We start from the raw sequence: 21,001 nt of genomic DNA on the forward strand, positions 1-21,001 counted from the left end.
GGGCCCAAGACGCCTGTGACACCACCCCCGCCCGTTTCCGAACCGACTCAGTCCGAGGGACCTGTATGAGCCTGCTTCGCCCGTCCGCCCGCACCGGCGGAATCCGTATCGCGCTGCTTGCCTTGAGCGTCACCGCGGCCACGCTCACCGGCCTCACGCCGGGATCCGCATCGGCCGCGAGCGGGGACCTGCCGCCGATGCCGGGGACCGCACCGGTCGCCGGCGCGACGATCACCGGAGAGCAGTGGGTCACCCAGCGCACCGTGTCGCTGACCGTCGCGACGCCGTCGTTCACCACACCGGCCAAGGTCGAGGTCACGCTGCCGACCGGCTACGCAGCCGACCCGACCCGCCGGTGGCCGGTGACGTACTTCCTGGTCGGGACCAACGGCGACCAAACGATGTTCCGCACCACAGCGGACGGCGAGAGCCTCACCTCCTCCTACCCGTCGATCGTCGTCACACCGAGCGCGAGCCCGCTCCAGGGAGTCGTCGACACCGGCGACACTGTCCCTGGCGGCAACTCCGGGTACTGGAGCGACTGGTACAACAACGGCGCGGGTGGTCCGCCGATGTACGAGACCTTCGTGACCAGGCAGCTCATCCCACTGATCGAAGCGAACTTCCGCGCCGTTCCCGATCGCGCCCACCGCGTGGTCCTCGGCGCCTCGATGGGGGGCTACGGCGCCCTGATGCTCGCATCCAGGCACCCGGATCTGTTCGCCGCGACCTCGAGCCTGTCCGGAGCGGCCGACAGCAACTGGGTTCCTGGAGCCGCCGTCCTCTCGCTCAGCCCGGCCCTGGACCTCGCCCCTCCGGACTCGATCTACGGGCCCCGCGTGACCAACGAGGTCCGCTGGCGCGGGCACAACCCGACCGACCTGGCGGGGAACCTGGGCAGTGTCGACGTGCAGCTCTACACCGGAAACGGACTTCCGGGAGCCGCTGAGGTGAGCGATCCCACCAGTTCGACCGGCTGCGTTGTGGAGTCCGGCATCGTCAGCCCGGAGACGCACAGCCTGCACAACCGGCTCCTCGCGCTCGGCATCCCGCACACGTTCACGGCGTACGACTGGGGATGTCACACGCCCGCCATGTTCAAGCAGGAGATCACCGAAAGCCTCGGTCGGTTCGCGGACAGGTTCTCCCAGGGCACCTCGGAGCCGGCAACCTTCGACTACCGGTCCATCGAGCCGAAGTTCGGCGTGTTCGGCTGGTCGGTCACGGCTGACCCGAACCGCGCGTCGGAGTTCTTGGACCTGCACAACGTAAGTGCCGGCGGGTTCACCGTCACGGGCAGTGGAACGACCCGCGTCACGACGCCGCCCTTGTTCCACGGTGCCAACGCCGTCACGGTCATGACAAACGGCGTGCCCAGCAGCGTCGTACCGGATGCCGACGGACGTCTCACCGTCGTCGTCGATCTCGGCCCTGCTGACCGAGACCAGCAGTACTCGATCGGTAGCACCACCAACATGCACACCAGCGCGGTCCGGTTCGTCGGCTGATCGTCATACCCGACGACTTCAACGCGATCCTCCAGGCGAACCGCACAGGCGGCGTTGAGAAGGGACCTGCGCGTAGGCTCGGTGACGGCCCGGGGGAAGACCGTCGCCGAGCCTGGTGGCGTGCGCGCCTGTGGCGCCCGGCAGGCAACACAAACCGGGAGCCGCTTCGTGTAGTGGCCGGTCTGACGTCCGCTGCCCCAGGATGCGGTCGGCGCGGCATGACAGGGGCCAGCAGATTCGGACACGACGGCGCCGGCGGCCAGCTCGCCTCTGCCCGCCCCGACCTCCGGCTCGGCTTCAGCTTTCAGACCGCCCAGGCAGGCGAGGACGACATGCGCGCCGAGATCCTCTCAGCCGCACTGCTGGCCTGCCTCTGACCTCCCTCCCGCACCCGAACAGGAATCTCCATGCCCATCGACCCCGCACTCGTGCCGTTCCTGCCCTTTCCCTCATTGCCCGAGGACATCGACTTCCCCTCCTGGCGCGCCCAGGAAGAAGAGAACGGAGAAGCATTCGTCAGTCAGATCGCCGAGCCCGGTCCCGACGTCGCTGAACACCGCGTCGAGACCATCCCCGTCGAAGGCGGCACCATCGAACTGGCGATCTTCCGCCCCGTCTCGGACGGAGCACTCCCACTGCACATGTACGTGCATGGCGGCGGATGGGTCGCCGGATCGGGCCTCAGCCTCAGCACCGAGATCATCGGGCGCGAACGCGCCGTGGGCGCGCAGTGCGTCGTGATCACCGTGAACTACCGCAAGGCACCCGAGTATCAGTTCCCCGTCCCGCTCCAGGACTGCCAGGCCGCGTTGGAATGGGCGATCCAGCATGCCGAGCAACTCGGTATCGACACGAACACGATCACTCTCGGCGGAGGATCCGCCGGCGCCAACCTCGCCGCCGCGCTCACCCTGAAGCTGCGCGACGAACACGGCCCCGCCATCGCACTGCAACTCCTCGAAGTGCCCGCACTCGACCTCACCCTGAGCCTCCCCTCACACTCCGACCCGGATCTCGGCACGAAGTACGCGCTGCACCGACAGGACGTGGACCGGCTCATCCCTCTCTACCTCGGCAAAGACGGCGACCCCACTCACCCCTACGCGTCACCCCTGCTCGCCGACAGCCTCGCCGACCTGCCACCGGCGTACATCATGTCCGCGGAGTTCGACCTGCTCCGCGACGACGGCCAGGCATACGCCGACAAGCTCAACGAAGCGGCAGTGCCCGCCCAGTTCTCCCTCCACCACGGCCACATCCACCCCTCGCCCGCGTTCACGAAGATCCTGCCCGCCGCACGAGCGTGGCGCGAGGAAGCACTCGAGGTCCTCCGTGCGGCGCACGGAGGTAACCTCCGCCTTCCCCTGCACTCCGAAGCCGGCACAGCGACTTCGACGCGGTGACGGCCGGGCTGACTACCGGCCGGAACTCCGGCCCGGCCGAAGGAGCAGTCAACCGGATCGAGATGCTCAAGCGGCAGATGTTCGGCCGCGCGGGCTTCGCGCTGCTCAGGAAACGCGTCCTGCTCGCATAAGACTCAATGGGCGTTCACCCCGTTCCGTGCGAGATGCTTGTTCTACGGCGCGGGGGACGGGGGCAAGCCCAGCCTGCACGGGGCCTGGACGTACTCCAGGCCCGGGATGTCGGCCCCGTGTACTTGGGGGTAATCCACCTGCCCTTGAGTCGCTGAGCAGTGGAAAGGAAATCCGCTGCGCACGGTTTCGAGATCCTCTCCTCGGCTGGGGAGAGAGTCCGTGAACCGGGTGCGCGTGCCCATCCAGGACGCGTTCTGGACGCAGGTTGGACGCAAGGATCGGAAAAGACTGACAGGGGCCGGGAAGGACCGAGGTGCCAAACCTCGTCTGACCTGGGAAAACGCCCAAGATGAGCATGGATCGACAAGGGCCGCCAAGATCCTCAAAGGACTCATAATCCGTCGGCCGTGGGTTCGAGTCCCACCCGCCCCACCTGCGCAGGCTTCTGACCTGCGGAAACGTTCAATTTGTCCTGCCGGATCATCAACTTTGCCTGAACGGACTAAATCCGCTGCTCGCGACTTTGGCGCCTGGGTGTGTCTGATTCGACTGGTGGCCTTCTGACCTGCATGGATGCGTGTCGATGTGCTCCCGCTGAGACGTGTCCTGCTTGGCGCTGTTGTGGCAAGATCATGTGTTGAGGCCATCCTGAGGCCAGAGGTGTGGGGGAATGCCTCGGAGGCGTTGTTCGATGAATCGTGCGCATGTTGCGCAGGGCGATCACGTGGCGATCGTCTGGGGTTCTTAGCGTTGCGAGGAGTGCGCGCCGCTAGGGTCCTAAGGAGCCAAGGAAACGGCCCCAACAGAAAACTGCCCTGGAGGGCGGTCGACCTTTCGTATGCCGCCATAACCCTGGTCTGGGACGTCATCGGACCTACTCGTGGCGCGAGACCGCGGGGCGGCGAGGTCGAGCCAGACCATCCGTCCTACAGGGATGCGACTCGGCCTGTATGGGTTTTCGTGCGGGTCCTGCAAGATCGCCCCATGAGGCGGAGGGCGCTGCACGCAACCGCCACGGTCGCAGGTGCCGTTGCTGATGCCGCAGCGAAGGACTACATGCCATGCGCACGGACGTGCCACCGCGCTCTCCCGGCAGGAGCGGGCGTCAAGGACTTGGCCGGGGCAGATGGAGTATTGAAAGGGGAATGCCTAGGGTCAGCACGTGGCTTTCATCCTGGTGTGCGAAGACGACGCGGCGGTTCGCGGCATCCTCAGGCGTGCCCTGGAGCACGACGGTCACACGGTTTCCGTCGCCAACACGGCAGACAGCCTGCTACGGCAGCTCGCGCCGGTGCCCCAGCTGGTCGTCCTGGATCTTGGGCTGCCGGACGCCGACGGCCGCGATGTCTGCCTGGCCCTGAGGGCTCGCGGCGTCGACGTGCCGGTGTTGATGCTCACCGCCCTGGACGGTCTGCATCACAAGGTCGGCGGCTTCGAGGCGGGCGCCGACGACTACATGACCAAACCCTTCGACATCCCGGAACTGCTGGTCCGCGTCCGGGCCCTGCTGCGCCGGGCCACCGTGGTGCCCGCATCACACGAGGTCGTCCTCGATCCGGCGAAGCACATGGTGACCTACGATTCGGCGAGCATGAGCCTGACCCCGACCGAGTTCCGCCTGCTGGGTCGCCTGATCGCCTCGCAGGGCGACGCGGTGCGCCGCCACGCCCTCGTCGCCGCCGGCTGGCCGCACGGGGCACACGTCAGCGACAACACCCTCGACTCCTATGTGCGCCGACTGCGGACCAAGCTCGGTCCGCTGGGCGTGGCCGAGCGTCTGGCGACCGTCCGCGGCGTGGGCTACCGATGGCAGTGACGGGATTCCGCAGAAGCGTCGTCGCGCTCACCGTCCTGATCGCCACCGCCGTGGTCGCCATCCTGGTTGTCGTCTCGCATGTGCTTCTGAGCAGGGTGACGGACGCCGACGCACACGATCTGGCCCGTACGCGCGCCGAGGCGGTCGCGGCGAACGTCACCGTCACGGGCGGCCGTGTCGTGCTTGCGGAGAACGGCAGTGAGGCGCTGGACGAGGTCGCCTGGGTGTATGCCGACGGACGCCTGATCGACGGGAACGTGCCGGCGAGCGTGGTCGGGCGGGTCGGGGGTCTGGTGGACGCGGGGCGTTCGCAGACCGCGACCGTCGGCGACTCCCTCCTGTACGCGCGGACGGTCCCGGTCGACGGCCACCACGTGATGGTGGTCGTCCGGGTGGACCTCACGCCGTATGAGACGTCCGAGCAGCGCAGTCTGACCTTGTCGTTGATCCTGGGTGGCCTCACGATCGTCCTGGCCGGCGGTGTCGCGCATCTGGTGGTGCGGCGCGCGCTGCGGGTCGTGCACGAAATGGCCGCCCTCGCCGACGACTGGGGCCACCACGAGCCCGGGCGCCGCTTCAATCTCGGCGTCCCCCGGGACGAGTTCGGGGAACTGGGACAGACCCTGGACCGCCTCCTGGAGCGCGTGGACAACGCGTTGGCGGACGAGCGCCGGCTCACCGACGAGATCGCCCACGAGCTGCGGACTCCGCTCACGGTCCTGCGGGGCGAGGCGCAGCTGGCTCAGCTGTCCGGCGAGCCGGTGCCGCCGGAGGCGGTAATGAATGAGGTCGAGCGTCTCGACGCGGCGATCACGACGATTCTGCGCGCCGCGCGCGCCCGCACGGACGAGGGCACCCGGTGCGATCTGCGCTCCGCCGCGCGGCAGGCGATCGGCGGTCGCGCGGTCGAGGTCGCCGTTGCGGAGAAGATCGAGGTGGCCGTGGCGCCCGATGTCGCCGTGTCGCTGCTGTCACCCTTGCTGGAGAACGGCCTGCGGCATGCCAGGACGCGGGTGTGGATCACCGCACGCACCCAGGGGGCGGCTGTCGTGGTCGATGTCCTGGACGACGGCCCCGGATTCGATCCCGCGGAGGTCGAGCGGGTCTTCGAGGCGGGGGTGACCGGCGGCGACGGATTCGGGCTGGGGCTGCCGGTGGTCCGGCGCATCGCCGCCTCGGCCGGTGTGGAGGTCCGCGCGATCGCGGACGGCCGCGGTCACGTCGAGGTGACGCTCCCGGCCGCCGGCGCGGTCACGTAGTCAGGTTGCTTGCAGGTTCCCCGCGCGAACCTGGCCCGCATGACAACGACAACGGAAGCGCGCACGCGCAGCGGGCGCCTCATGCTCAACAAGGTCCCCGAGGTCACCATCTGGTTCTGGGTGATCAAGATCCTGTGCACCACGGTGGGGGAGAGCTTCGCCGACTGGATCAACATGAAGCTGGGCGTCGGCCTGGTGAACACGGCCTGGATCTTCACCGTGGTGTTCGTGGTGGTCCTGGCCGTGCAGCTGCGGCTGAAGCGGTACGTCCCGTTCCCCTACTGGCTGACCGTGGTCGTTGTCAGCGTCACGGGGACCCTGTACACCGACATCCTCACCGACCAGCTCAACGTGCCGCTGTGGATCAGCACCGCGGTCTTCTCGGTGCTGCTCGCGGTGGTCTTCGGCGTGTGGTGGCTGCGCGAGCGCACGCTGTCGATCCACTCGGTCACCACGCTGCCGCGCGAGTCGTTCTACTGGCTCGCCGTTCTCGTCACCTTCGCGCTCGGCACCGCGACCGGCGACTGGACCCTGGAGCTGACCGGCTGGAGCCCTGGTGCCTCGGTGCTGCTGCCGCTCGGTCTCATCGCCGCGATCACGCTGTTGTGGAAGTTCGGCGCGAACCCGGTGCTGTCCTTCTGGCTCGCCTACATCCTGACCCGCCCGCTGGGCGCGAACATCGGCGACTGGCTCGCCTCCCCGAAGGTGGCTCAGCCGGGCGAGCCGACCGGCCTCGCGTTGGGCACCTTCACCACCAGCCTGATCTTCCTCGGCCTGATCCTGGCGACGGTGGTCTACCTGACGGTGACACGCTCGGACGTGACCGAGACCTACGAGGCCGCTCACGCCGCCCACACCACCGGCGACCTGCGAAAGGAGCGCGTCGGTCTGGTCGGCTTCGCACTCCTCGCCGTCGCCGCCACGGGCCTGCTGATCTGGGCCCACAATCAGCCGCACACCGGCCCGGCGCCGGAGGAGGACAACACTTCAGCCGTCCAGATGGCCCCCGGCGAGGCGGTGAAGAAGTTCCCGCCCGCCAAGGTCACCGCTCTGAAGACCCTCGCGTCCACCTCGCTCAAGGACGCCCGCTCCGGGAACGAGAAGGGTGCACACGCGGCCGCACAGTCGCTGCGTGACCTGTGGGACGCCGACCAGGCATCGTTGCAGCCGCTGGACCAGACCGGGTGGGACTCCATCGACGCCCAGATGGACAAGGTGCTGGGAACCTTCGGCATCGATCACTCGAACCCTCCCATGCCGGCCGCGCAGCAGGAGAAGGAACTGAAGGCCCTCCTGACGGACATGGGCTGAAAGGCGGCAATCCCAATTCCGCGAATTCCGTTGGGGCGGTCGAAGCCGGTGCTGACGGCTCGACCGCCCCGTGTCTCACAGCGAGCCATCACCATGGTCGGGAATCCTTCGCTGTGCTGGGGTGCGGCCGAACAACCTCTCATGGTCAGCCGCGCTTCGGAGGAGATCGCGATTCCGCCTGGAGCTTCTTGAGGAGCAGGGAGCTGGCGGTGCGCACTGTTCCTTCCCCAGGTCGGCGGGGGCCCGCGGTGAGGGCCCGGTGTGCCGGATCCGGGCGTGAGCGACGATCAATGACCAGGTCCAGCGGTCCGCGGCTTCGGGAGTGCGGAGTTCCGGGGAGCCGGAGGAGTTACACGTCGTCCGGGGCGGCACCGGTGGTAGAGGGCCGGAGGGCGATCCCAGGACGGGCATGACAGTGAATGACGGGCGTCCGACCGCGTCACTGGACCTGTCGAACCCTGTCGCGTTGTGACACGGCCAGGTAGGCGACGAATCCGATGATCGCCGCCGTCCAGGCGAGGGTGACCGGCGACAGGCCGAGGTCGAGGCCACCGCGGGTGTGGGGGAGGGCCATCCAGTCGGCGAGGGAGGCGCCGAGGGGGCGGGTGATGACGTACGCGGTCCAGAACGCGGTCACCGCGCCCAGGGCGCCGAAGCGGTGGGCCACGGCCGGTACGCAGATGGCGGCCGCGAAGAGGGCGACCGAGCCCAGGTAGCCGAAGCCGACGGTAGCGGTCAGGTCGCCCGCGGCGGTGCCGAGGGCGAAGGTCGCGAGGACGGCCGCCCAGTAGAACGCCTCGCGGCGGCGGGTCCGGACGGTGTGGATGGAAAGGGTGCGCTCGCTCGCGTACCAGAGGGCGAAGACCGCGGCCAGGGCGACGAGGAAGGCCGGGGCCGAGACGGCGTAGGGCACGCCGATGCCGACGTGTAGGACGTCGGCGGCCATGGTGCCGAACACGCTGACCATGACGACGGCCGTCCAGTACGCCCAGGCGACGTAGCGGCGGAGCGTGAACTGGACGGCGAGGGATGCCGTCAGGGCGAGGCCGCCGAGCGCGACCGCCGGAATCGGGCCGAGGGTCCGGGCCAGGAGGTCCGACGCCGTCTCGCCCATGCCGGTGGTCAGGAGCTTGATGATCCAGAAGTAGACAGTCACCTCCGGCACCTTGTTCGCCAACTGGCGTACGGGGGTGGCGGGGTGGTTGTCGAGGACGTGCTCTGCGGTCATGATCCGCACGATCGCACTTCGAACATGAACGCAACCTGAATGCTGCGCCGGGCACGGTGGCACGTAGTACCGCGGTACGACCCGGCCGGTGTGGATCAGTCCCCGGTACCACCGAATCGGGGTGTTTCGATCCTTAGCGTGGATGGTGCGGCGTCAGGGGCGCCCGACGGACGCCGGTCTCCGAACAGGAAGGGACGCGCATGATCGACGCAAAGCAGCTGACCAAGAGGTACGGCGAGAAAACCGCCGTCGACGGGCTGGACTTCGCCGTCCAGCCGGGCACGGTGACCGGATTCCTCGGGCCGAACGGGGCGGGCAAGTCCACAACCATGCGGATGATCGTCGGGCTCGACGCCCCGACGAGCGGCTCGGTCACGGTCAACGGCCGCCACTACGCCCAGCACCAGGCACCGCTCCAGGAGGTCGGCGCCCTGTTGGAGGCGAAGTCGATTCACCCGGGCCGCTCGGCCTACAACCATCTCAACGCGCTCGCGCTCACGCACGGCATCCCCCGGCGCCGGGTCGACGAGGTCATCGACCTCGCGGGCCTGGGCAGCGTGGCCAAAAAGCGGGCCGGTGCCTTCTCCCTCGGCATGGGGCAACGCCTCGGCATCGCGGCGGCCCTGCTGGGTGACCCGCAGACGGTGATGCTGGACGAGCCGGTCAACGGGCTCGACCCGGAGGGCGTCCTGTGGATCCGCAACCTGCTGAAGGCCCTCGCCGACGAAGGCCGGACCGTGTTCGTGTCGTCCCACCTGATGAGCGAGATGGCCCTGGTGGCGGACCACCTCATCATCGTCGGCCGCGGGCGGCTGCTGGCCGACACCACCGTGCGCGATCTCGTCCGCGAGGCGGGCGGTGACACGGTCAAGGTGGCCGCGCAGGACCCGGCCCGACTGCGAGAGGTCCTGGCCGGTCCCGGCGTCGACATTACCGGCCGCGCCGGTTCCGAGGAGCTTCAGGTGACCGGGCTGAGCGCCCGCGAGATCGGCCTGAAGGCGGCCGAGCACGGGATCGCGCTGTTCGAACTGACCGCACACGCGGTGTCGTTGGAGGAGGCGTTCATGGACCTGACCAGGGATGCCGTGGAGTACCACGGCACCGCGGGCATCGGCACAGAGGGGAGGGCGGCATGAGCACCCTCACCGCAACCGTCGAGGCGCCCCCCGCCGACCCGGCCCGCCCCGCCTACCGGGTGACCGGACGGCGCGTGCTGGCATCGGAGTGGGCCAAGTTGTGGTCGCTGCGCTCGACCTGGATCACCCTGGGCCTCGGCCTGGTCTTCCTCGTCGCCTTCGGCCTGATCGCCGCGAACCACTACAAGTCCGGGATCGGCTCCGGGCACCAGGACCGGGACTTCGCTACCGCGACGGCCGTGAGCCTGTCCCTCTTCGGCACCAACTTCGCCCAGCTCGCCCTCGGCGTGCTCGGCGTCCTGGTCACGGCGGGGGAGTACTCGACCGGCATGATCCGCTCGACGCTGGCGGCCGTACCGCGCCGCCTGCCTGTGCTGTGGTCCAAGGCAGCCGTGTTCGGCTTGGTCGCCCTGGTCGTCGCCACGCTGGGCGCGTTCGTCGCCTTCGGCTTCGGCAGCGGCATCGTCTCCGGCACGCCCGCCGCGATGAGCCTGACGCACGCGGGAGTCGTACGCAGCCTGCTGGGCGCCGGACTCTACCTCGGCCTAGTCGGGGTGATCGGCACGGCGCTCGGCGCGCTGCTGCGGTCGGTGGCCGGAGGCATCTCGGTGCTGGTCGCGGCCCTGATGCTGGTCCCCGGCCTGATCTCGCTGCTGCCCAGTTCCTGGCAGGACGACATCAGCCCCTACCTGCCCAGCAACGCGGGCGAGTCGATGTTCGCCCTGACCCACGACAGCACCACGCTGTCGCCCGTCGCCGGACTGCTGGTCTTCCTCGGCTGGACGGCGCTCGCGCTGGCGGGCGCGGCGTACCGGCTGGTGCGCAGCGACGTCTGACTGCCTGCACCATGGGCAGGTGACCACCTTGACGACCACTGTCGAAGACGTCAGCGGGTTGGGACCGCTGGTCGCGCGGATCTCCCGGTGCGGCCAGCGGTTGCGGCAGGCCGACCGCGCCCGTCCGTGGGTGCTGGACACTGCGGTGGTGGTGCTGGTCTTCGTGATGTTCTGCCTGCCGGACCTCGTCCGGGGGGCCACGGGGGACGGCGACGGCCCTCGCCGCTTCCGGCTCGCCTTCACCCATCTCTCCCCACCCGCGATGCTGGCCTTGCAGGCCGGTCTGGTGCTGCCGCTGCTGTGGCGGCGGCGCAGGCCCATGGCGGCCTTCGTCGCCGTCGCGGCCGTCTTCGTTCTGCAGTGGTCGCTGGATGCCGTGCTGCGCGCGGACGTGGCCCTGTTCGTCGCCCTCTACAGCCTGGCCCTGCACGGCCGGCCCCGGCAGTTGCCGTGGGCCTGCGGTGTCATGGCGGGCGCGATGGTGCTGGTGGCGGTGCGGGTGTCGGCGGCGATGTCCGTCTGGGACGCTCTGTTCTTCCTGCTGAGTACGGCGACCGCGGCCCTGGCGCTGGGCCTGATGATCCGCGTCCGCCGGGCCCAGCTCGCGGGGCTGCGGGACCGGGCGGCCCGCCTGGAGGTCGAACGCGACCAACGCAGCCGGCTCGCGGCCGCCACCGAACGCGCTCGGGTGGCCCGCGAGATGCACGACATCGTCGGCCACAACCTGTCGGTCATCATCACCCTCGCCGACGCCGGAGCGTACGCTACCGACCTCGCTCCCGAGCGTGGCAAGGAGGCCCTGCAGCTCATCGGCGACACCGGCCGCACGGCCCTCGGCGAGTTGCGCCGCGTGCTCGGCGTTCTGAGGGAGGCGGCTGATGGCCCCGCCGCGGTCCCGGAACTCAGCCCGCAGCCCGGCATCGCGGACGTCCAGGCACTGTGTGAGGGTGTGCGGGCCGCCGGCCTTGAGGTCGTCTACCGGACCGTCGGCGATGTGGACGACTTGGACCGCGGTGTGCAGCTGACGGTCTACCGCATCGTCCAAGAGGCCCTCACCAACGCACTCAAGCACGCAGGCGCCGGCACTCGGGTGCAGCTGTCGGTGCTCGTGGAGGACGAGCGGCTGGTCGTACGGGTCCGGGACAACGGCACGGCCGGTCGCTCAGGACCATGGACCGAGGAAGGACATGGACTGGTGGGTATGCGCGAACGAGCCGCACTGTACGGAGGCGACGTCAGTGCCGGTCCCGCGGCCGGCGGTGGATGGACGGTGGAGGCCGTCCTCGACCTCGCACCTCGGGCAGGCACCCGATGACCACGGTCCTCGTCGTCGACGACCAGCCGCTGCAACGCTACGGTTTCCGGGTCCTGCTCGACTCCATCCCCGAGACCGAGGTGCTCGGCGAGGCCGCGAACGGCGCCGAGGCCGTCCGCAGGACAGCCGAACTGCGCCCCGACGTGGTCCTGATGGACGTCCGCATGCCGGGCATGGACGGCATCGAGGCAACCCGGCGGATCACCGCCGCCGGGGGCCGGTCCCGCGTCCTGGTGCTGACCACCTTCGACATCGACGAGTACGTGCACGCCGCTCTGCGGGCCGGGGCCAGCGGCTTCCTCCTCAAGGACGCGCGCCCCGACGAACTCCTCGCCGGCATCCGGGCCGTCGCCTCGGGCGACGCGGTGATCGCCCCGGCGCTCACCCGCCGAATCCTGGACGAGTACGCCCAGCACGTACCCGCGGGCCGGGGAAACCCCGGTGAGGACCCGCGGCTGGCGTGCCTCACCGATCGCGAGCGCGAGATCCTTGTGGCCATCGGCAAGGGCTGGACCAACGGTGAGATCGCCGCGCGCTTCGTCGTGGCCGAGTCCACCGTGAAGACGCACGTGGGCCGAGTCCTGGCGAAGATCGGTGCCCGCGACCGCATCCAGGCCGTGATCTTCGCCTACGACCACGGCCTCGCTCGTCCCGGTACGGGGTGAGGGGGCTCACTCCAGTTCGCCCCCACTACGCCGTTACGCCGTTCGGGCCTCTCGCGTGGGCTGCTGCCAATCTCCCCTTCACCGTGGGGGTGAGGGAGGCGTCTTCTCACCTGCCTCTAACCGAGGAGCCGTACCGTGAAACCGATCTCATACGAGATGTAGGAGAGGATGGTTCCGGGGCGCCGGGCGACGGAGAGGTGATCGATGGGCGACGGCTCGAACGCCACGATGACGAGCGCCTCCCGCACGGGATCCCCACCGGGAACCACTCGGGCCCGCCGGCGCTGGGGTGAACCCTGGCTCGCCACCGTCGCGGGCGCGTTCACACTCGCCCAGCTGTGCCTCGTACGACCGGATCTCGGTCTCGGCTGGGACGAGACGGTCTACGTCAGCCAGGTCAGCGGCCACGTCCCCGCCGCCTTCTTCAGCGCGCCCCGCGCACGCGGCATCTCCCTTCTTGTCGCGCCGATCGCCTCGTGGTCCGACTCCACCGCCCTCCTTCGGGTCTACCTGGCGATCCTGTCCGGCCTGGCCCTCTACTTCGCCCTGCGCGTCTGGCGAGCCCACGTCATGCCGCGCGTCCTGGCCCTGGCGGGTGCCCTGTTCGCCTCGCTGTGGGTGACGCTGTTCTACGGCCCCCAGGCCATGCCCAACTACTGGGTCGCCGTCGGAGCCCTGGCCTGCGTTGGCTGCTTCCTGCGTGTCAGGGCGAACGCCGGGGACCGGGCAGCCTGGTGGGGCGTGTTCGCGGGCGCGGCGCTGATGGCGTGGATGCGCCCGATGGACGCCGTATACGTCGTACTGCCCTTGCTCGTCCTCGCCCTGCGCCGACCCCGCCTCCTTGCCGTGCTGGTCGCCGGACTGCTGGCAGGCGCCGGTGAGTGGGTGATCGAGGCATACGTGAGCTATGGCGGCCTCGCGCAACGTCTCTCCGACGCCTCCCGCATCCAGGGCGGCCTCGGCTGGTACCTGGCGGTCGCCGACCAGTTGCGCAGTCTCGCCGGGCGGACGCTCTGTCGCCCCTGCACCGGGTCGGCCCCCAACCCGGTGGTGACCCTGTGGTGGTTCGCACTGCCGGTGCTCGCCGCTCTCGGCGCGGTGGCCGCCGTCCGCGCCCGGCGCGCCCTGCCGATCCTGCTCCCGCTGGCCTGCGCGGTGACGGCCGCCGTCCCCTACCTGTTCCTCATCGGCTACGCGGCCCCCCGCTTCCTGCTGCCCGCCTACGCCCTGCTCGCCCTCCCCGTCGCCCATGGCCTCGCTCATCTGGTGGGCGCCCCGAGCCGGAGGACCGGGCGCACCGTCGCCGTGAGCCTCGCGGCGGCCTGCCTTGCGGCTCATGTGGCCGTGCAGTACGTCGTCCTGGAACACACCGTGCGCAGTTCCGCCGCCAACCGTGACAACTGGTCCCGCACCGCCTCAGCCCTCCACACGCTCGGCGTACGACCGCCGTGTCTGCTCAGTGGCCACGAGGCCGTGCCCATCGCCTTCTACACCGGTTGCGGCTCGGCACAGGTCGCTGGCCACGACACCAGCACCACCGCGGCCGCACTGGCCCGGGCCGCCCACCGGACATCCCTCGCCGTCCTCGCCCAGCCCGGCGACCGTCCGCCCGCCTACGCACGCACCTGGCCCGTGGAGCGGGCCGGCGCCCTCCAGGCCTACGTCGCTCCCTTCGACCGGCAGGGGCCGTGACCGCGATGACCGTGTCCGACAGTGTGATCGCGACCGCGGGCAGACGCACCTACGTCCGTCTGGGCATCACCCTCGCGGTGTTCCTCGCCGCCGGCGGCATGCTCGCGGCGCACCGGGCCACCCTCGACAGCGGCACCGACCAACTGGCCGCCGCCGACCGGGAATGGCTGGTGCTCGCCTGCTGCGCCACTCTCGCCACGTGGGTGTGCGCGGCGGTGGCGCAGCAGGGGGCGGTCGTCGAGCGGCTGCCGAAGGGACGGCTGGTGGCCGCGCAGTTCGCGGCGTGCGCCGCCAACCACATCCTGCCCGCGGGAGCCGGGGCGAGCTTGGTCAACCTGCGGTTCCTGACGCGGTGCGGCCTGTCCACCAGACGCTCGGCGACCGCGCTGGCGGTGAAGGCTGCTGTCGGCGGGATCGTCCGGTGCGTGCTGGGCGTCGTCCTGCTGGTGGCAGCACCGGGCGCTGTCCCACTGTCGGCGCGGGTCCCCCACATGCTGTTCCTGGTGCCGGTGGTGGCGGCAACCGTCGTGTCGGCGGTGATGGCCAGCGGCCGGATCAGGCGGGCGCTTGGGCGGGCCGTGACCGACGTGCGGGAGGTGCATCGCTCCCGAGGGCGGGCCTGCGCGCTGTGGGGTGGCTCGGTCGCGTTCGCGTTGCTGCACGCGGGCGTGGTCGTGGCCGTGGTTCGTGCGCTCGGTCTCGCGCTGCCCACCAGCCATGTGGTGATGGCATACCTCGTGGCCAGCGGGGCGGCGGCCCTGCTTCCCACGCCCGGTGGACTGGGGTCGCTGGACGCCGCGCTCGCCTTCGCGCTCACGGCCGCGGGAGCGCCGGGGCAGACGGCGATCTCGGCGGTCATCGGCTACCGCCTGCTCACCGGATGGCTGCCGATGGCACCGGGACTGCTAATCCTGGGGTTGCTGGCCCGCCGGTCGGCGCTCTGAGCCGGTGGCCTGGCCGGCGAGCGGCTCACGCATTGCGGCTCGGCGGCAGCCGTCTCATCGGCCGCCTCGCCCTGCGCGGCGATCCTGTCGGCGCGCAGGGTACCGGGCGGTGCAGGCGATCGCGGGCGACGAGTTCGAGCGTCACCGCGACCGCGACGGACTGCACCGCCATGAGCGCGATCAGGACGAACAACTGCACCGCCCCGGCCATCACGGGACTCGCACCTGCCATCAGCATGCCGACGAAAGCACCGGGGAGCGTCACCAACCCGACCGTCCGAGTCTGGTCGAGGCCCGGCAGCAGCGCCTCTGATGCCGCCGGGCGTGTGATCTCCATTCGTGCGTCCCGGTCCAGGAATCCCAGGGCCATCGCGGCTTCCACCTCCCCATGCCGCTGGGCCAGTTCGTCCAGGGCTCGACGTCCGGCGAGGACGGTCACGGTGAGTGCGCCGCCGATGAGGATGCCCGTGATCGGGATCAGTGCGATGCCTCGCAGCGGGACGAGCCCCGTCAGCAGCAGTGCCGCGACGACCGGCACCACACCTGCGGCGATCGGGGCGGCCGTGAGCCACCAGGTGCGGTCGCTGGTGATTCTCCGCCCAGCCGTACGCACCGCCACCGAGAACATGACGACAAGGAACGCCAACAGCCCCGGCACGGACTTGACGGCCCACGTGATGACCACTGACACGATGGCCAGCTGGGCCGCGGCCCGCAGTCCGGCGACGAGGATCTCCCGGGCTCGGCTCTTGTACGGGTGCGGGTCGAGATGGAACCGCCCCGCGACCACCGCCGCCGCCAGGAGCAGAGCGGCGAGCAGGACGCCGAGGGTGATGTTGACCGGGACGAGGGATGCCGCACTCGACGTCACGTTCCCCACCTGTCCTTGCTCACTGACACGTCGGCCGCTTCTCAACCCATCGGATCCGGCGGCCGTTCCAGCCGGTATCCGTGCCCTCGCAGCGTGGTGATCTCCGGCAGGCGGACAGGACCGTCCTCGGCCTGCGCTGCCTCGGTGAGTCTGCGTCGCAGGCCCGCCATCGTCACGTCGAGGGTCTTGGTGGGTCCGAACCAGTTCTCGTCCCATACCTCGGCCATCAACGTCTCCCGCGACACCGCCTCGCCGACCCGCTCGGCCAGCGCCGCGAGCAGGTCGAACTCCTTCGCTCGCAAGGGGATTTCGACATCGTGCAGCTCGCATCGCCGGGCGGCGACGTCGACGACCAGATCGCCCAGCCGCACCGGCTTGCGGACCGGGGCGGCCACTGTCTGTCGCCGCAGATGCGCTCGCAGCCGGGCGAGCAGCACGGTCATGCTGAACGGTTTGACGAGATAGTCGTCGGCCCCGGCATCCAGTCCGGCGATGACGTCGATGTCCTCGGTCCGCGCGGTCAGCACGACGATCAGCAGGTCGGGGAGGCGGGCCCGCAGGTCCCGGGCCACGTCCAGGCCGTCCATGTCGGGCAGCCCCAGGTCAAGCAGCAGCACGTCGTACGGTGCCCGCGCGGCCTCGGTCAGCGCGCCCGCCCCCGTGCGGCACCACGTCGGCGCGTAGTCGTGGCCGCGCAGGCCGGCTTCCAGGTGGCGGCCGATGGTGTCGTCGTCCTCGACGACAAGGACACGGTGGTGGCGGCGGTCCGGTGCGGCGGGCGTGCGCATGGACCACAGCCTAGGAGTGGACAGGTCGGCGAGCCCGTCGCGCGCGCGGGGAGCGTTCACAGCTCGCGCAGCTCCTCCACGGCTGGGCGTCGGGTTTTGCGGATGCCGTTGAGGGCCGCGGCGACGATGGTGGCGACGGCGACAACGCCCGTGAGTGCGAGGTAGGCGCCGGGGACCGAGAGGCCGGCGGGTGGCGGATCGAAGACGCCGGTCAGGACCTTGACCAGCATCTGTGACAGGGCCCAGCCGATCAGGGCGCCTCCGGCGAGACCGCCGACGGCCAGCAGCAGGGCCTCGGTGAGGACCATGCCGCGCAGGTGACGTGCCCGCGCGCCGAGAACCGTGGCGATCGCGAAGGTACGGCGGCGTTCGGCGAGCCCGAGGGCGAGGACGAGCCCACCGGCTCCCGCGGCCAGCAGCACCGCGAAGGCGAGTTCGATGCGTGTCAGGCCTGCCAGATCGACCGAGGTCAGGCTGGTGCCGACGGTGCCGCGGGTCTGGGTGAGGTCGGTGACGGTGGCACCGGTGCCGAGCTGCCCGCGCAGCTGTGCGGCGATCTGCTTCTGGTGGCTGCCACCGGTGTCCAGGAGGAAGGCGCCCACCGCGTCGCTGCCGGTGGCCTTGGCGACGTAGGAGGCGTTGGCGACGAAGAAGCTGTCCTTGGGGGCGGTGGGGAACTCCTTGGCGATGCCCGTGTAGTGGAAGGGGACCGTGTGCAGGGCCTTGGTACGGGCGTCCTGGACGCGCAGGTTGACGGTGTCGCCGGGGGAGAGCTGGAAGTCGTTGACGGTCTCGACGCTGACCAGGAGGTTGTCCGGATGCTGCGCAAGGCGTTGCATCAGCTGCCGGGCGGTGCCGCCGGCGAAGTAGGCGTCCTGGAGCGAGGTGGCCTTGGCGATGGTGTCCGGGCGGACGCCGTAGAGGTCCTGGAGGTCGGAGCCGACGTAGGCGAAGCGGTGCTGGAGGGGTTCGACGTGTCGGACACCCGAGATCTTCAGGGCCGCTCCGGAAGCGGGTGGGACCCGGGCCCCGGGCGGTTCGGTGACGGTGACGTCGGCGCCGTTGGTGAGCCGGGCGTCGACCTCGGCCTGCTGGTGGTACGTGGCGTTGAAGACGGCGGTGGACACGGCGAAGGAGACGGCCAGGGCGAGCAGCACCACCGAGCGGGCGAGCGGTCGCCGGCGCCGGGTCAGTACGGCCGCGGTGGTCCCGGCCAGGGCCGCGGTCAGCGGGCGGGCCAGCCGGGTCAGAACGGGACGGCCACGGGTGAGGACCAGCAGGGTCAGGCGCCACAACAGCAGGGCCGCGCCGATCCACAGCAGGGCGGGCCCGAGGAAGGCCCAGTACGACACGGAGATGCTGGGAACGCCCTCGGGGGCGAGGACCAGCGCGTACTGGTTGCCGGATGAGGCACGGAAGACCAGCCACGACCCGATCAGGAGCACGAAGTCCAGGCCGTACCGCAGCCACCACGGCGACCGGGAGGGGCGTACGCCCTCCTGCTTGCGGGTGTCGGCGACGGTGAGCGAGCGCAGGTCCCGCAGCGCGGGGACGAGAACGGCACCGGCGGCCACCGCGGCTCCCAGAACGAAGGCGATCGCGTACCAGACGACCCACTGCCCCGCGTTCGCGCCGAACGAGGCCGCACCGAACGCGAGACGGCCGGTGAGCGCGGCGACACCCAGCCCCGCGAGGCCCCCGGCGAGACCGATGAGGGCGGCTTCCAGGCCCGCGAGACCGGTGATCTGACGGGGCCGCAGCCCGCGCAGTCGCAGCAACCCCTGTTCCTGGCGCCGCCGTTCACCACCGGCCGAGGCGACCGCCGCGGTCAGCGCGGCCGCCAGGACCGCGCCCGGCACGCCGAGGAAGAGGAAGAGGATCTGGGCGTACAGGGCGTCCTGGCGGGCGGAGTCGAGGGCGGCGCCGATGTTGTTGCCGACCAGGGCGGTGCCTGCCGAGCGAGCCTCCAGGTTGTGGGCGGCACCGGTGACCGAGGAGAACGCGGCGGCCGGGTCGGAGGGCAGCCCGGTGTTGGCGCGGGCGACGTGGATCTGGGTGGTGACGGCGGTGGCGCGGCGGGTGAGGGAGGCGAACCGGGCGGCGGGCAGCAGGACGACGTTGTCCGGGGGCGCGGTCGGCTGTGACTGGCTGGGGGCACCGACGGTCTGGAAGAGGGAGTCGGCCTGGGGGAGGTCGACCACGCCGTCCACCTTCACCCGGTGCAGGCCGGCACCGGGAATCTGGATGCCGATGGTGTCGCCCGGAGCGGCGTGCAGGTTGGAGGCGGTCTGCTGGGCCAGCAGGACGCCGGTGGAGGAGCCCGACAGCGTACGGACGGCGTCCGGGAAGCGGGCACGGTAGCCGTCGGGCAGTCCGAGGGCGACGCCGGGGCCGGTGGTCTGGGTGCTGCCCTGCACGCGGGCCGTGAAGGCGCTGGTGTGGGCGAAGCCGGCGGGCAGCGCGGTGCGGGTGCCGGGAGTCTTCTGGACGAGGGACAGGACGGCGTTCGGGTCGGCGCCGGGCTGCACCTGGACCTGCCAGTCCACGGCGACCGAGCGCAGGGCGCGCTGGGTCATGGTCGCCTTGGACGCGGTGAGGAAGGAGCCGAGCGCGGCGACGAGGGCGACCGCGAGCGTGACGCCTGCGAGGGCGGCCAGCAGCCGGCCGGTGCGGTGGCGGGCCAGGCCGCGCGCCCATGCGGTGATCATGACACCTCCTCGGGTGCGAGCAGCCGTCCGTCACGCATGCTGCGCCGGACGGCGAGCCGGGCGGCGACGGCCGGATCGTGGGTGGTGACGACAAGGGCCGCACCGGTGTGGTCGGCGGCCGTCAGCAGGGCGTCCAGGACACGGGCGCCGGTGGCGTGGTCGAGGCGGCCGGTGGGTTCGTCGGCGAGGATCAGGCGAGGCGCCTGGGCCAGGACCCGGGCGGCGGCCACCCGTTGGGCCTGCCCGCCGGAGATCTCCTCGGGCAGCCGTTCGGCGAGGTCGGCGGCGTCCACCCGGGCGAGAGCGGCGAGCGCGGCCCGCCTGGCCTCGTCCTCCGCGCGGTCGGTGAGGACCAGGGGCAGGGCGGTGTTCTCGGCCACGTTCAGGGCGGGGATCAGGCTGTCGCCCTGGAACACGAGGCCGATGTCGTACGGCCCGAGGGAGGCGGCGCGGGTGACGGTGCCGCTGGTCGGCTGTTCGAGTCCGGCGATCAGATGGAGCAGCGAGCTCTTGCCCGATCCCGAGGGGCCGACCACCGCGAGCCGGTCCCCGGCCCGGATCGTCAGGTCGGCGCCGTGCACGGCCACGACGGCCTGGGCTCCCCGGCCGAAGGTCAGGGCCGCGTCCGTGCAGGTGACGAGCACGTCATCCGACGACATCGTGTGCCTCCTCGCGGTCGTGCGGCGGCGGGGCACCGGTGGCCCTGCCGTCTGTCAGGGTGATCACCCGGTCCGCTATCCGGACCGCCTCGGCGCTGTGCGTGACGAGCAGCACCGCGCAGCCTTCCGTGGCCCGCTCCCGCAGCAGTGACAGCACCAACTGTTCGGTCTCGCCGTCGAGTTCGCCGGTCGGTTCGTCGGCGAGCAGGACGGCGGGCGCGTTGGCCAGGGCGACGGCGAGCCCTGCCCGCGCCAGTTCGCCGCCGGACAGCTGCCGGGGCAGGGCATGTGTCCGCCCGGCCAGCCCGACCTGCGCCAGCAGGGTCCGGGCCGGGACGGGGGCCCTGCGGCCCTGCGCCCGCTGCGGCAGGCGGACGTTGTCGAGCACGTTCAGGTGGGGCAGCAGGTTGCGGTTCTGCAGCAGGACGCCGATGTGTCGGGCGCGCAGCCGGGCCCGTTCCGTCTCGGGACGGTGGCTGATCCGCACGCAGTTCACGTGGACCTCGCCGCCGGAGGGTTCGTCGAGTCCGGCCAGGCATGCCAGCAGAGTCGACTTTCCGGCCCCGGACGGTCCCACCACCGCGACGGTCTCACCACGTCGCACCGTCAGGGACACCCCGCGCAGCGCGAGCGTCTCCTCCTCGCCGGCCCGGTAGAAGCGGTACAGCTCGCGGGCCGTCAGCACATCGTCGGCCGAGCCGCGGGAGTCGTACGAGTCGACTGGCATCAC

At 70.8% G+C, this 21,001-nt stretch carries 18 protein-coding genes; 12 read left to right on the plus strand and 6 right to left on the minus strand.

Features of this window, described 5'->3' with window-relative positions; translation table 11 throughout:
* Positions 1 to 65 precede the first annotated feature (65 nt).
* From ACFYZ8_RS03265 to ACFYZ8_RS03290, 6 genes are all read left to right on the plus strand, one after another.
* Complete coding sequence (locus ACFYZ8_RS03265) at positions 66 to 1,508, plus strand: alpha/beta hydrolase (protein ID WP_388538648.1); 1,443 nt, start codon at positions 66 to 68, stop codon at positions 1,506 to 1,508.
* Between the two features lie 218 nt (positions 1,509 to 1,726).
* Positions 1,727 to 1,885 carry a hypothetical protein gene (locus ACFYZ8_RS03270; RefSeq protein ID WP_388538647.1) on the plus strand — a complete coding sequence of 53 codons (159 nt, stop codon included), beginning with the start codon at positions 1,727 to 1,729 and terminating at the stop codon, positions 1,883 to 1,885.
* Positions 1,886 to 1,915: 30 nt separating this feature from the next.
* Positions 1,916 to 2,911 (plus strand): alpha/beta hydrolase, encoded by a 996-nt coding sequence (locus ACFYZ8_RS03275; RefSeq protein WP_388538646.1) that lies wholly within the window; start codon positions 1,916 to 1,918, stop codon positions 2,909 to 2,911.
* 1,294 nt (positions 2,912 to 4,205) lie between these two features.
* The gene (locus ACFYZ8_RS03280) at positions 4,206 to 4,859 is read left to right on the plus strand and encodes a response regulator transcription factor (protein ID WP_388538644.1); all 654 of its coding nucleotides are present in this window, start codon (positions 4,206 to 4,208) and stop codon (positions 4,857 to 4,859) included.
* A complete protein-coding gene (locus ACFYZ8_RS03285; RefSeq protein ID WP_388538642.1) occupies positions 4,850 to 6,118 on the plus strand; it encodes a sensor histidine kinase in 1,269 nt (422 codons plus the stop codon). The genes ACFYZ8_RS03280 and ACFYZ8_RS03285 overlap by 10 nt, the downstream gene beginning before the upstream one ends.
* A gap of 39 nt (positions 6,119 to 6,157) precedes the next feature.
* On the plus strand, positions 6,158 to 7,429 hold the full coding sequence (locus ACFYZ8_RS03290) for a hypothetical protein (protein ID WP_388538641.1): 1,272 nt from the start codon (positions 6,158 to 6,160) through the stop codon (positions 7,427 to 7,429).
* Positions 7,430 to 7,868: 439 nt separating this feature from the next.
* On the opposite strand, the gene ACFYZ8_RS03295 is transcribed toward ACFYZ8_RS03290, so the two are convergent.
* Positions 7,869 to 8,657 (minus strand): hypothetical protein, encoded by a 789-nt coding sequence (locus ACFYZ8_RS03295; protein ID WP_126276641.1) that lies wholly within the window; start codon positions 8,655 to 8,657, stop codon positions 7,869 to 7,871.
* A gap of 200 nt (positions 8,658 to 8,857) precedes the next feature.
* On the opposite strand from ACFYZ8_RS03295, the gene ACFYZ8_RS03300 reads away from it, so the two are divergent.
* From ACFYZ8_RS03300 to ACFYZ8_RS03325, 6 genes are all read left to right on the plus strand, one after another.
* Positions 8,858 to 9,793, plus strand: a complete 936-nt coding sequence (locus ACFYZ8_RS03300; RefSeq protein ID WP_388538638.1) for an ABC transporter ATP-binding protein — start codon at positions 8,858 to 8,860, stop codon at positions 9,791 to 9,793.
* The gene (locus tag ACFYZ8_RS03305) at positions 9,790 to 10,629 is read left to right on the plus strand and encodes an ABC transporter permease (RefSeq protein ID WP_388538636.1); all 840 of its coding nucleotides are present in this window, start codon (positions 9,790 to 9,792) and stop codon (positions 10,627 to 10,629) included. Before ACFYZ8_RS03300 ends, ACFYZ8_RS03305 begins: the two co-directional genes overlap by 4 nt.
* A 19-nt stretch (positions 10,630 to 10,648) precedes the next feature.
* Positions 10,649 to 11,944: a sensor histidine kinase gene (locus ACFYZ8_RS03310; RefSeq protein WP_388538634.1), complete on the plus strand. Its 1,296-nt coding sequence runs from the start codon at positions 10,649 to 10,651 to the stop codon at positions 11,942 to 11,944.
* Positions 11,941 to 12,609, plus strand: coding sequence for a response regulator (locus ACFYZ8_RS03315; RefSeq protein WP_388538632.1), 669 nt, complete (start codon positions 11,941 to 11,943; stop codon positions 12,607 to 12,609). Before ACFYZ8_RS03310 ends, ACFYZ8_RS03315 begins: the two co-directional genes overlap by 4 nt.
* A 204-nt stretch (positions 12,610 to 12,813) precedes the next feature.
* Positions 12,814 to 14,301, plus strand: coding sequence for a hypothetical protein (locus ACFYZ8_RS03320; protein ID WP_388538630.1), 1,488 nt, complete (start codon positions 12,814 to 12,816; stop codon positions 14,299 to 14,301).
* 5 nt (positions 14,302 to 14,306) lie between these two features.
* Positions 14,307 to 15,245 carry a YbhN family protein gene (locus ACFYZ8_RS03325; RefSeq protein WP_319648111.1) on the plus strand — a complete coding sequence of 313 codons (939 nt, stop codon included), beginning with the start codon at positions 14,307 to 14,309 and terminating at the stop codon, positions 15,243 to 15,245.
* A 25-nt stretch (positions 15,246 to 15,270) separates the two neighbouring features.
* Here the strand turns inward: ACFYZ8_RS03325 and ACFYZ8_RS03330 are convergent, their stop codons facing one another.
* The 5 genes from ACFYZ8_RS03330 to ACFYZ8_RS03350 are packed head-to-tail and all read right to left on the minus strand — an operon-like array spanning position 15,271 to position 20,998.
* Positions 15,271 to 16,116 carry an ABC transporter permease gene (locus tag ACFYZ8_RS03330; RefSeq protein ID WP_388538628.1) on the minus strand — a complete coding sequence of 282 codons (846 nt, stop codon included), beginning with the start codon at positions 16,114 to 16,116 and terminating at the stop codon, positions 15,271 to 15,273.
* A gap of 41 nt (positions 16,117 to 16,157) precedes the next feature.
* Positions 16,158 to 16,904 carry a response regulator transcription factor gene (locus ACFYZ8_RS03335; protein WP_388538718.1) on the minus strand — a complete coding sequence of 249 codons (747 nt, stop codon included), beginning with the start codon at positions 16,902 to 16,904 and terminating at the stop codon, positions 16,158 to 16,160.
* A gap of 56 nt (positions 16,905 to 16,960) precedes the next feature.
* Positions 16,961 to 19,612: an FtsX-like permease family protein gene (locus ACFYZ8_RS03340; protein ID WP_388538626.1), complete on the minus strand. Its 2,652-nt coding sequence runs from the start codon at positions 19,610 to 19,612 to the stop codon at positions 16,961 to 16,963.
* Positions 19,609 to 20,271 (minus strand): ABC transporter ATP-binding protein, encoded by a 663-nt coding sequence (locus ACFYZ8_RS03345; protein WP_319648108.1) that lies wholly within the window; start codon positions 20,269 to 20,271, stop codon positions 19,609 to 19,611. Before ACFYZ8_RS03345 ends, ACFYZ8_RS03340 begins: the two co-directional genes overlap by 4 nt.
* Positions 20,258 to 20,998, minus strand: coding sequence for an ABC transporter ATP-binding protein (locus ACFYZ8_RS03350; protein ID WP_388538623.1), 741 nt, complete (start codon positions 20,996 to 20,998; stop codon positions 20,258 to 20,260). The genes ACFYZ8_RS03345 and ACFYZ8_RS03350 overlap by 14 nt, the downstream gene beginning before the upstream one ends.
* Positions 20,999 to 21,001: the final 3 nt, after the last annotated feature.

The sequence above is a fragment of the Streptomyces sp. NPDC001668 genome, assembly GCF_042893155.1.
Taxonomy (GTDB): Bacteria; Actinomycetota; Actinomycetes; order Streptomycetales; family Streptomycetaceae; genus Streptomyces.

Excerpts from the sequence above, each read along its gene's own strand:
- ACFYZ8_RS03315 (WP_388538632.1), top strand. The coding sequence starts at position 11,941 with ATGACCACGGTCCTCGTCGTCGACGACCAGCCGCTGCAACGCTACGGT.
- ACFYZ8_RS03300 (WP_388538638.1), top strand. The coding sequence starts at position 8,858 with ATGATCGACGCAAAGCAGCTGACCAAGAGGTACGGCGAGAAAACCGCC.
- ACFYZ8_RS03305 (WP_388538636.1), top strand. The coding sequence starts at position 9,790 with ATGAGCACCCTCACCGCAACCGTCGAGGCGCCCCCCGCCGACCCGGCC.
- ACFYZ8_RS03290 (WP_388538641.1), top strand. The coding sequence starts at position 6,158 with ATGACAACGACAACGGAAGCGCGCACGCGCAGCGGGCGCCTCATGCTC.
- ACFYZ8_RS03345 (WP_319648108.1), bottom strand. The coding sequence starts at position 20,271 with ATGTCGTCGGATGACGTGCTCGTCACCTGCACGGACGCGGCCCTGACC.
- ACFYZ8_RS03325 (WP_319648111.1), top strand. The coding sequence starts at position 14,307 with ATGACCGTGTCCGACAGTGTGATCGCGACCGCGGGCAGACGCACCTAC.
- ACFYZ8_RS03295 (WP_126276641.1), bottom strand. The coding sequence starts at position 8,657 with ATGACCGCAGAGCACGTCCTCGACAACCACCCCGCCACCCCCGTACGC.
- ACFYZ8_RS03340 (WP_388538626.1), bottom strand. The coding sequence starts at position 19,612 with ATGATCACCGCATGGGCGCGCGGCCTGGCCCGCCACCGCACCGGCCGG.
- ACFYZ8_RS03275 (WP_388538646.1), top strand. The coding sequence starts at position 1,916 with ATGCCCATCGACCCCGCACTCGTGCCGTTCCTGCCCTTTCCCTCATTG.
- ACFYZ8_RS03320 (WP_388538630.1), top strand. The coding sequence starts at position 12,814 with ATGGGCGACGGCTCGAACGCCACGATGACGAGCGCCTCCCGCACGGGA.
- ACFYZ8_RS03285 (WP_388538642.1), top strand. The coding sequence starts at position 4,850 with ATGGCAGTGACGGGATTCCGCAGAAGCGTCGTCGCGCTCACCGTCCTG.
- ACFYZ8_RS03335 (WP_388538718.1), bottom strand. The coding sequence starts at position 16,904 with ATGCGCACGCCCGCCGCACCGGACCGCCGCCACCACCGTGTCCTTGTC.
- ACFYZ8_RS03265 (WP_388538648.1), top strand. The coding sequence starts at position 66 with ATGAGCCTGCTTCGCCCGTCCGCCCGCACCGGCGGAATCCGTATCGCG.
- ACFYZ8_RS03270 (WP_388538647.1), top strand. The coding sequence starts at position 1,727 with ATGACAGGGGCCAGCAGATTCGGACACGACGGCGCCGGCGGCCAGCTC.
- ACFYZ8_RS03350 (WP_388538623.1), bottom strand. The coding sequence starts at position 20,998 with ATGCCAGTCGACTCGTACGACTCCCGCGGCTCGGCCGACGATGTGCTG.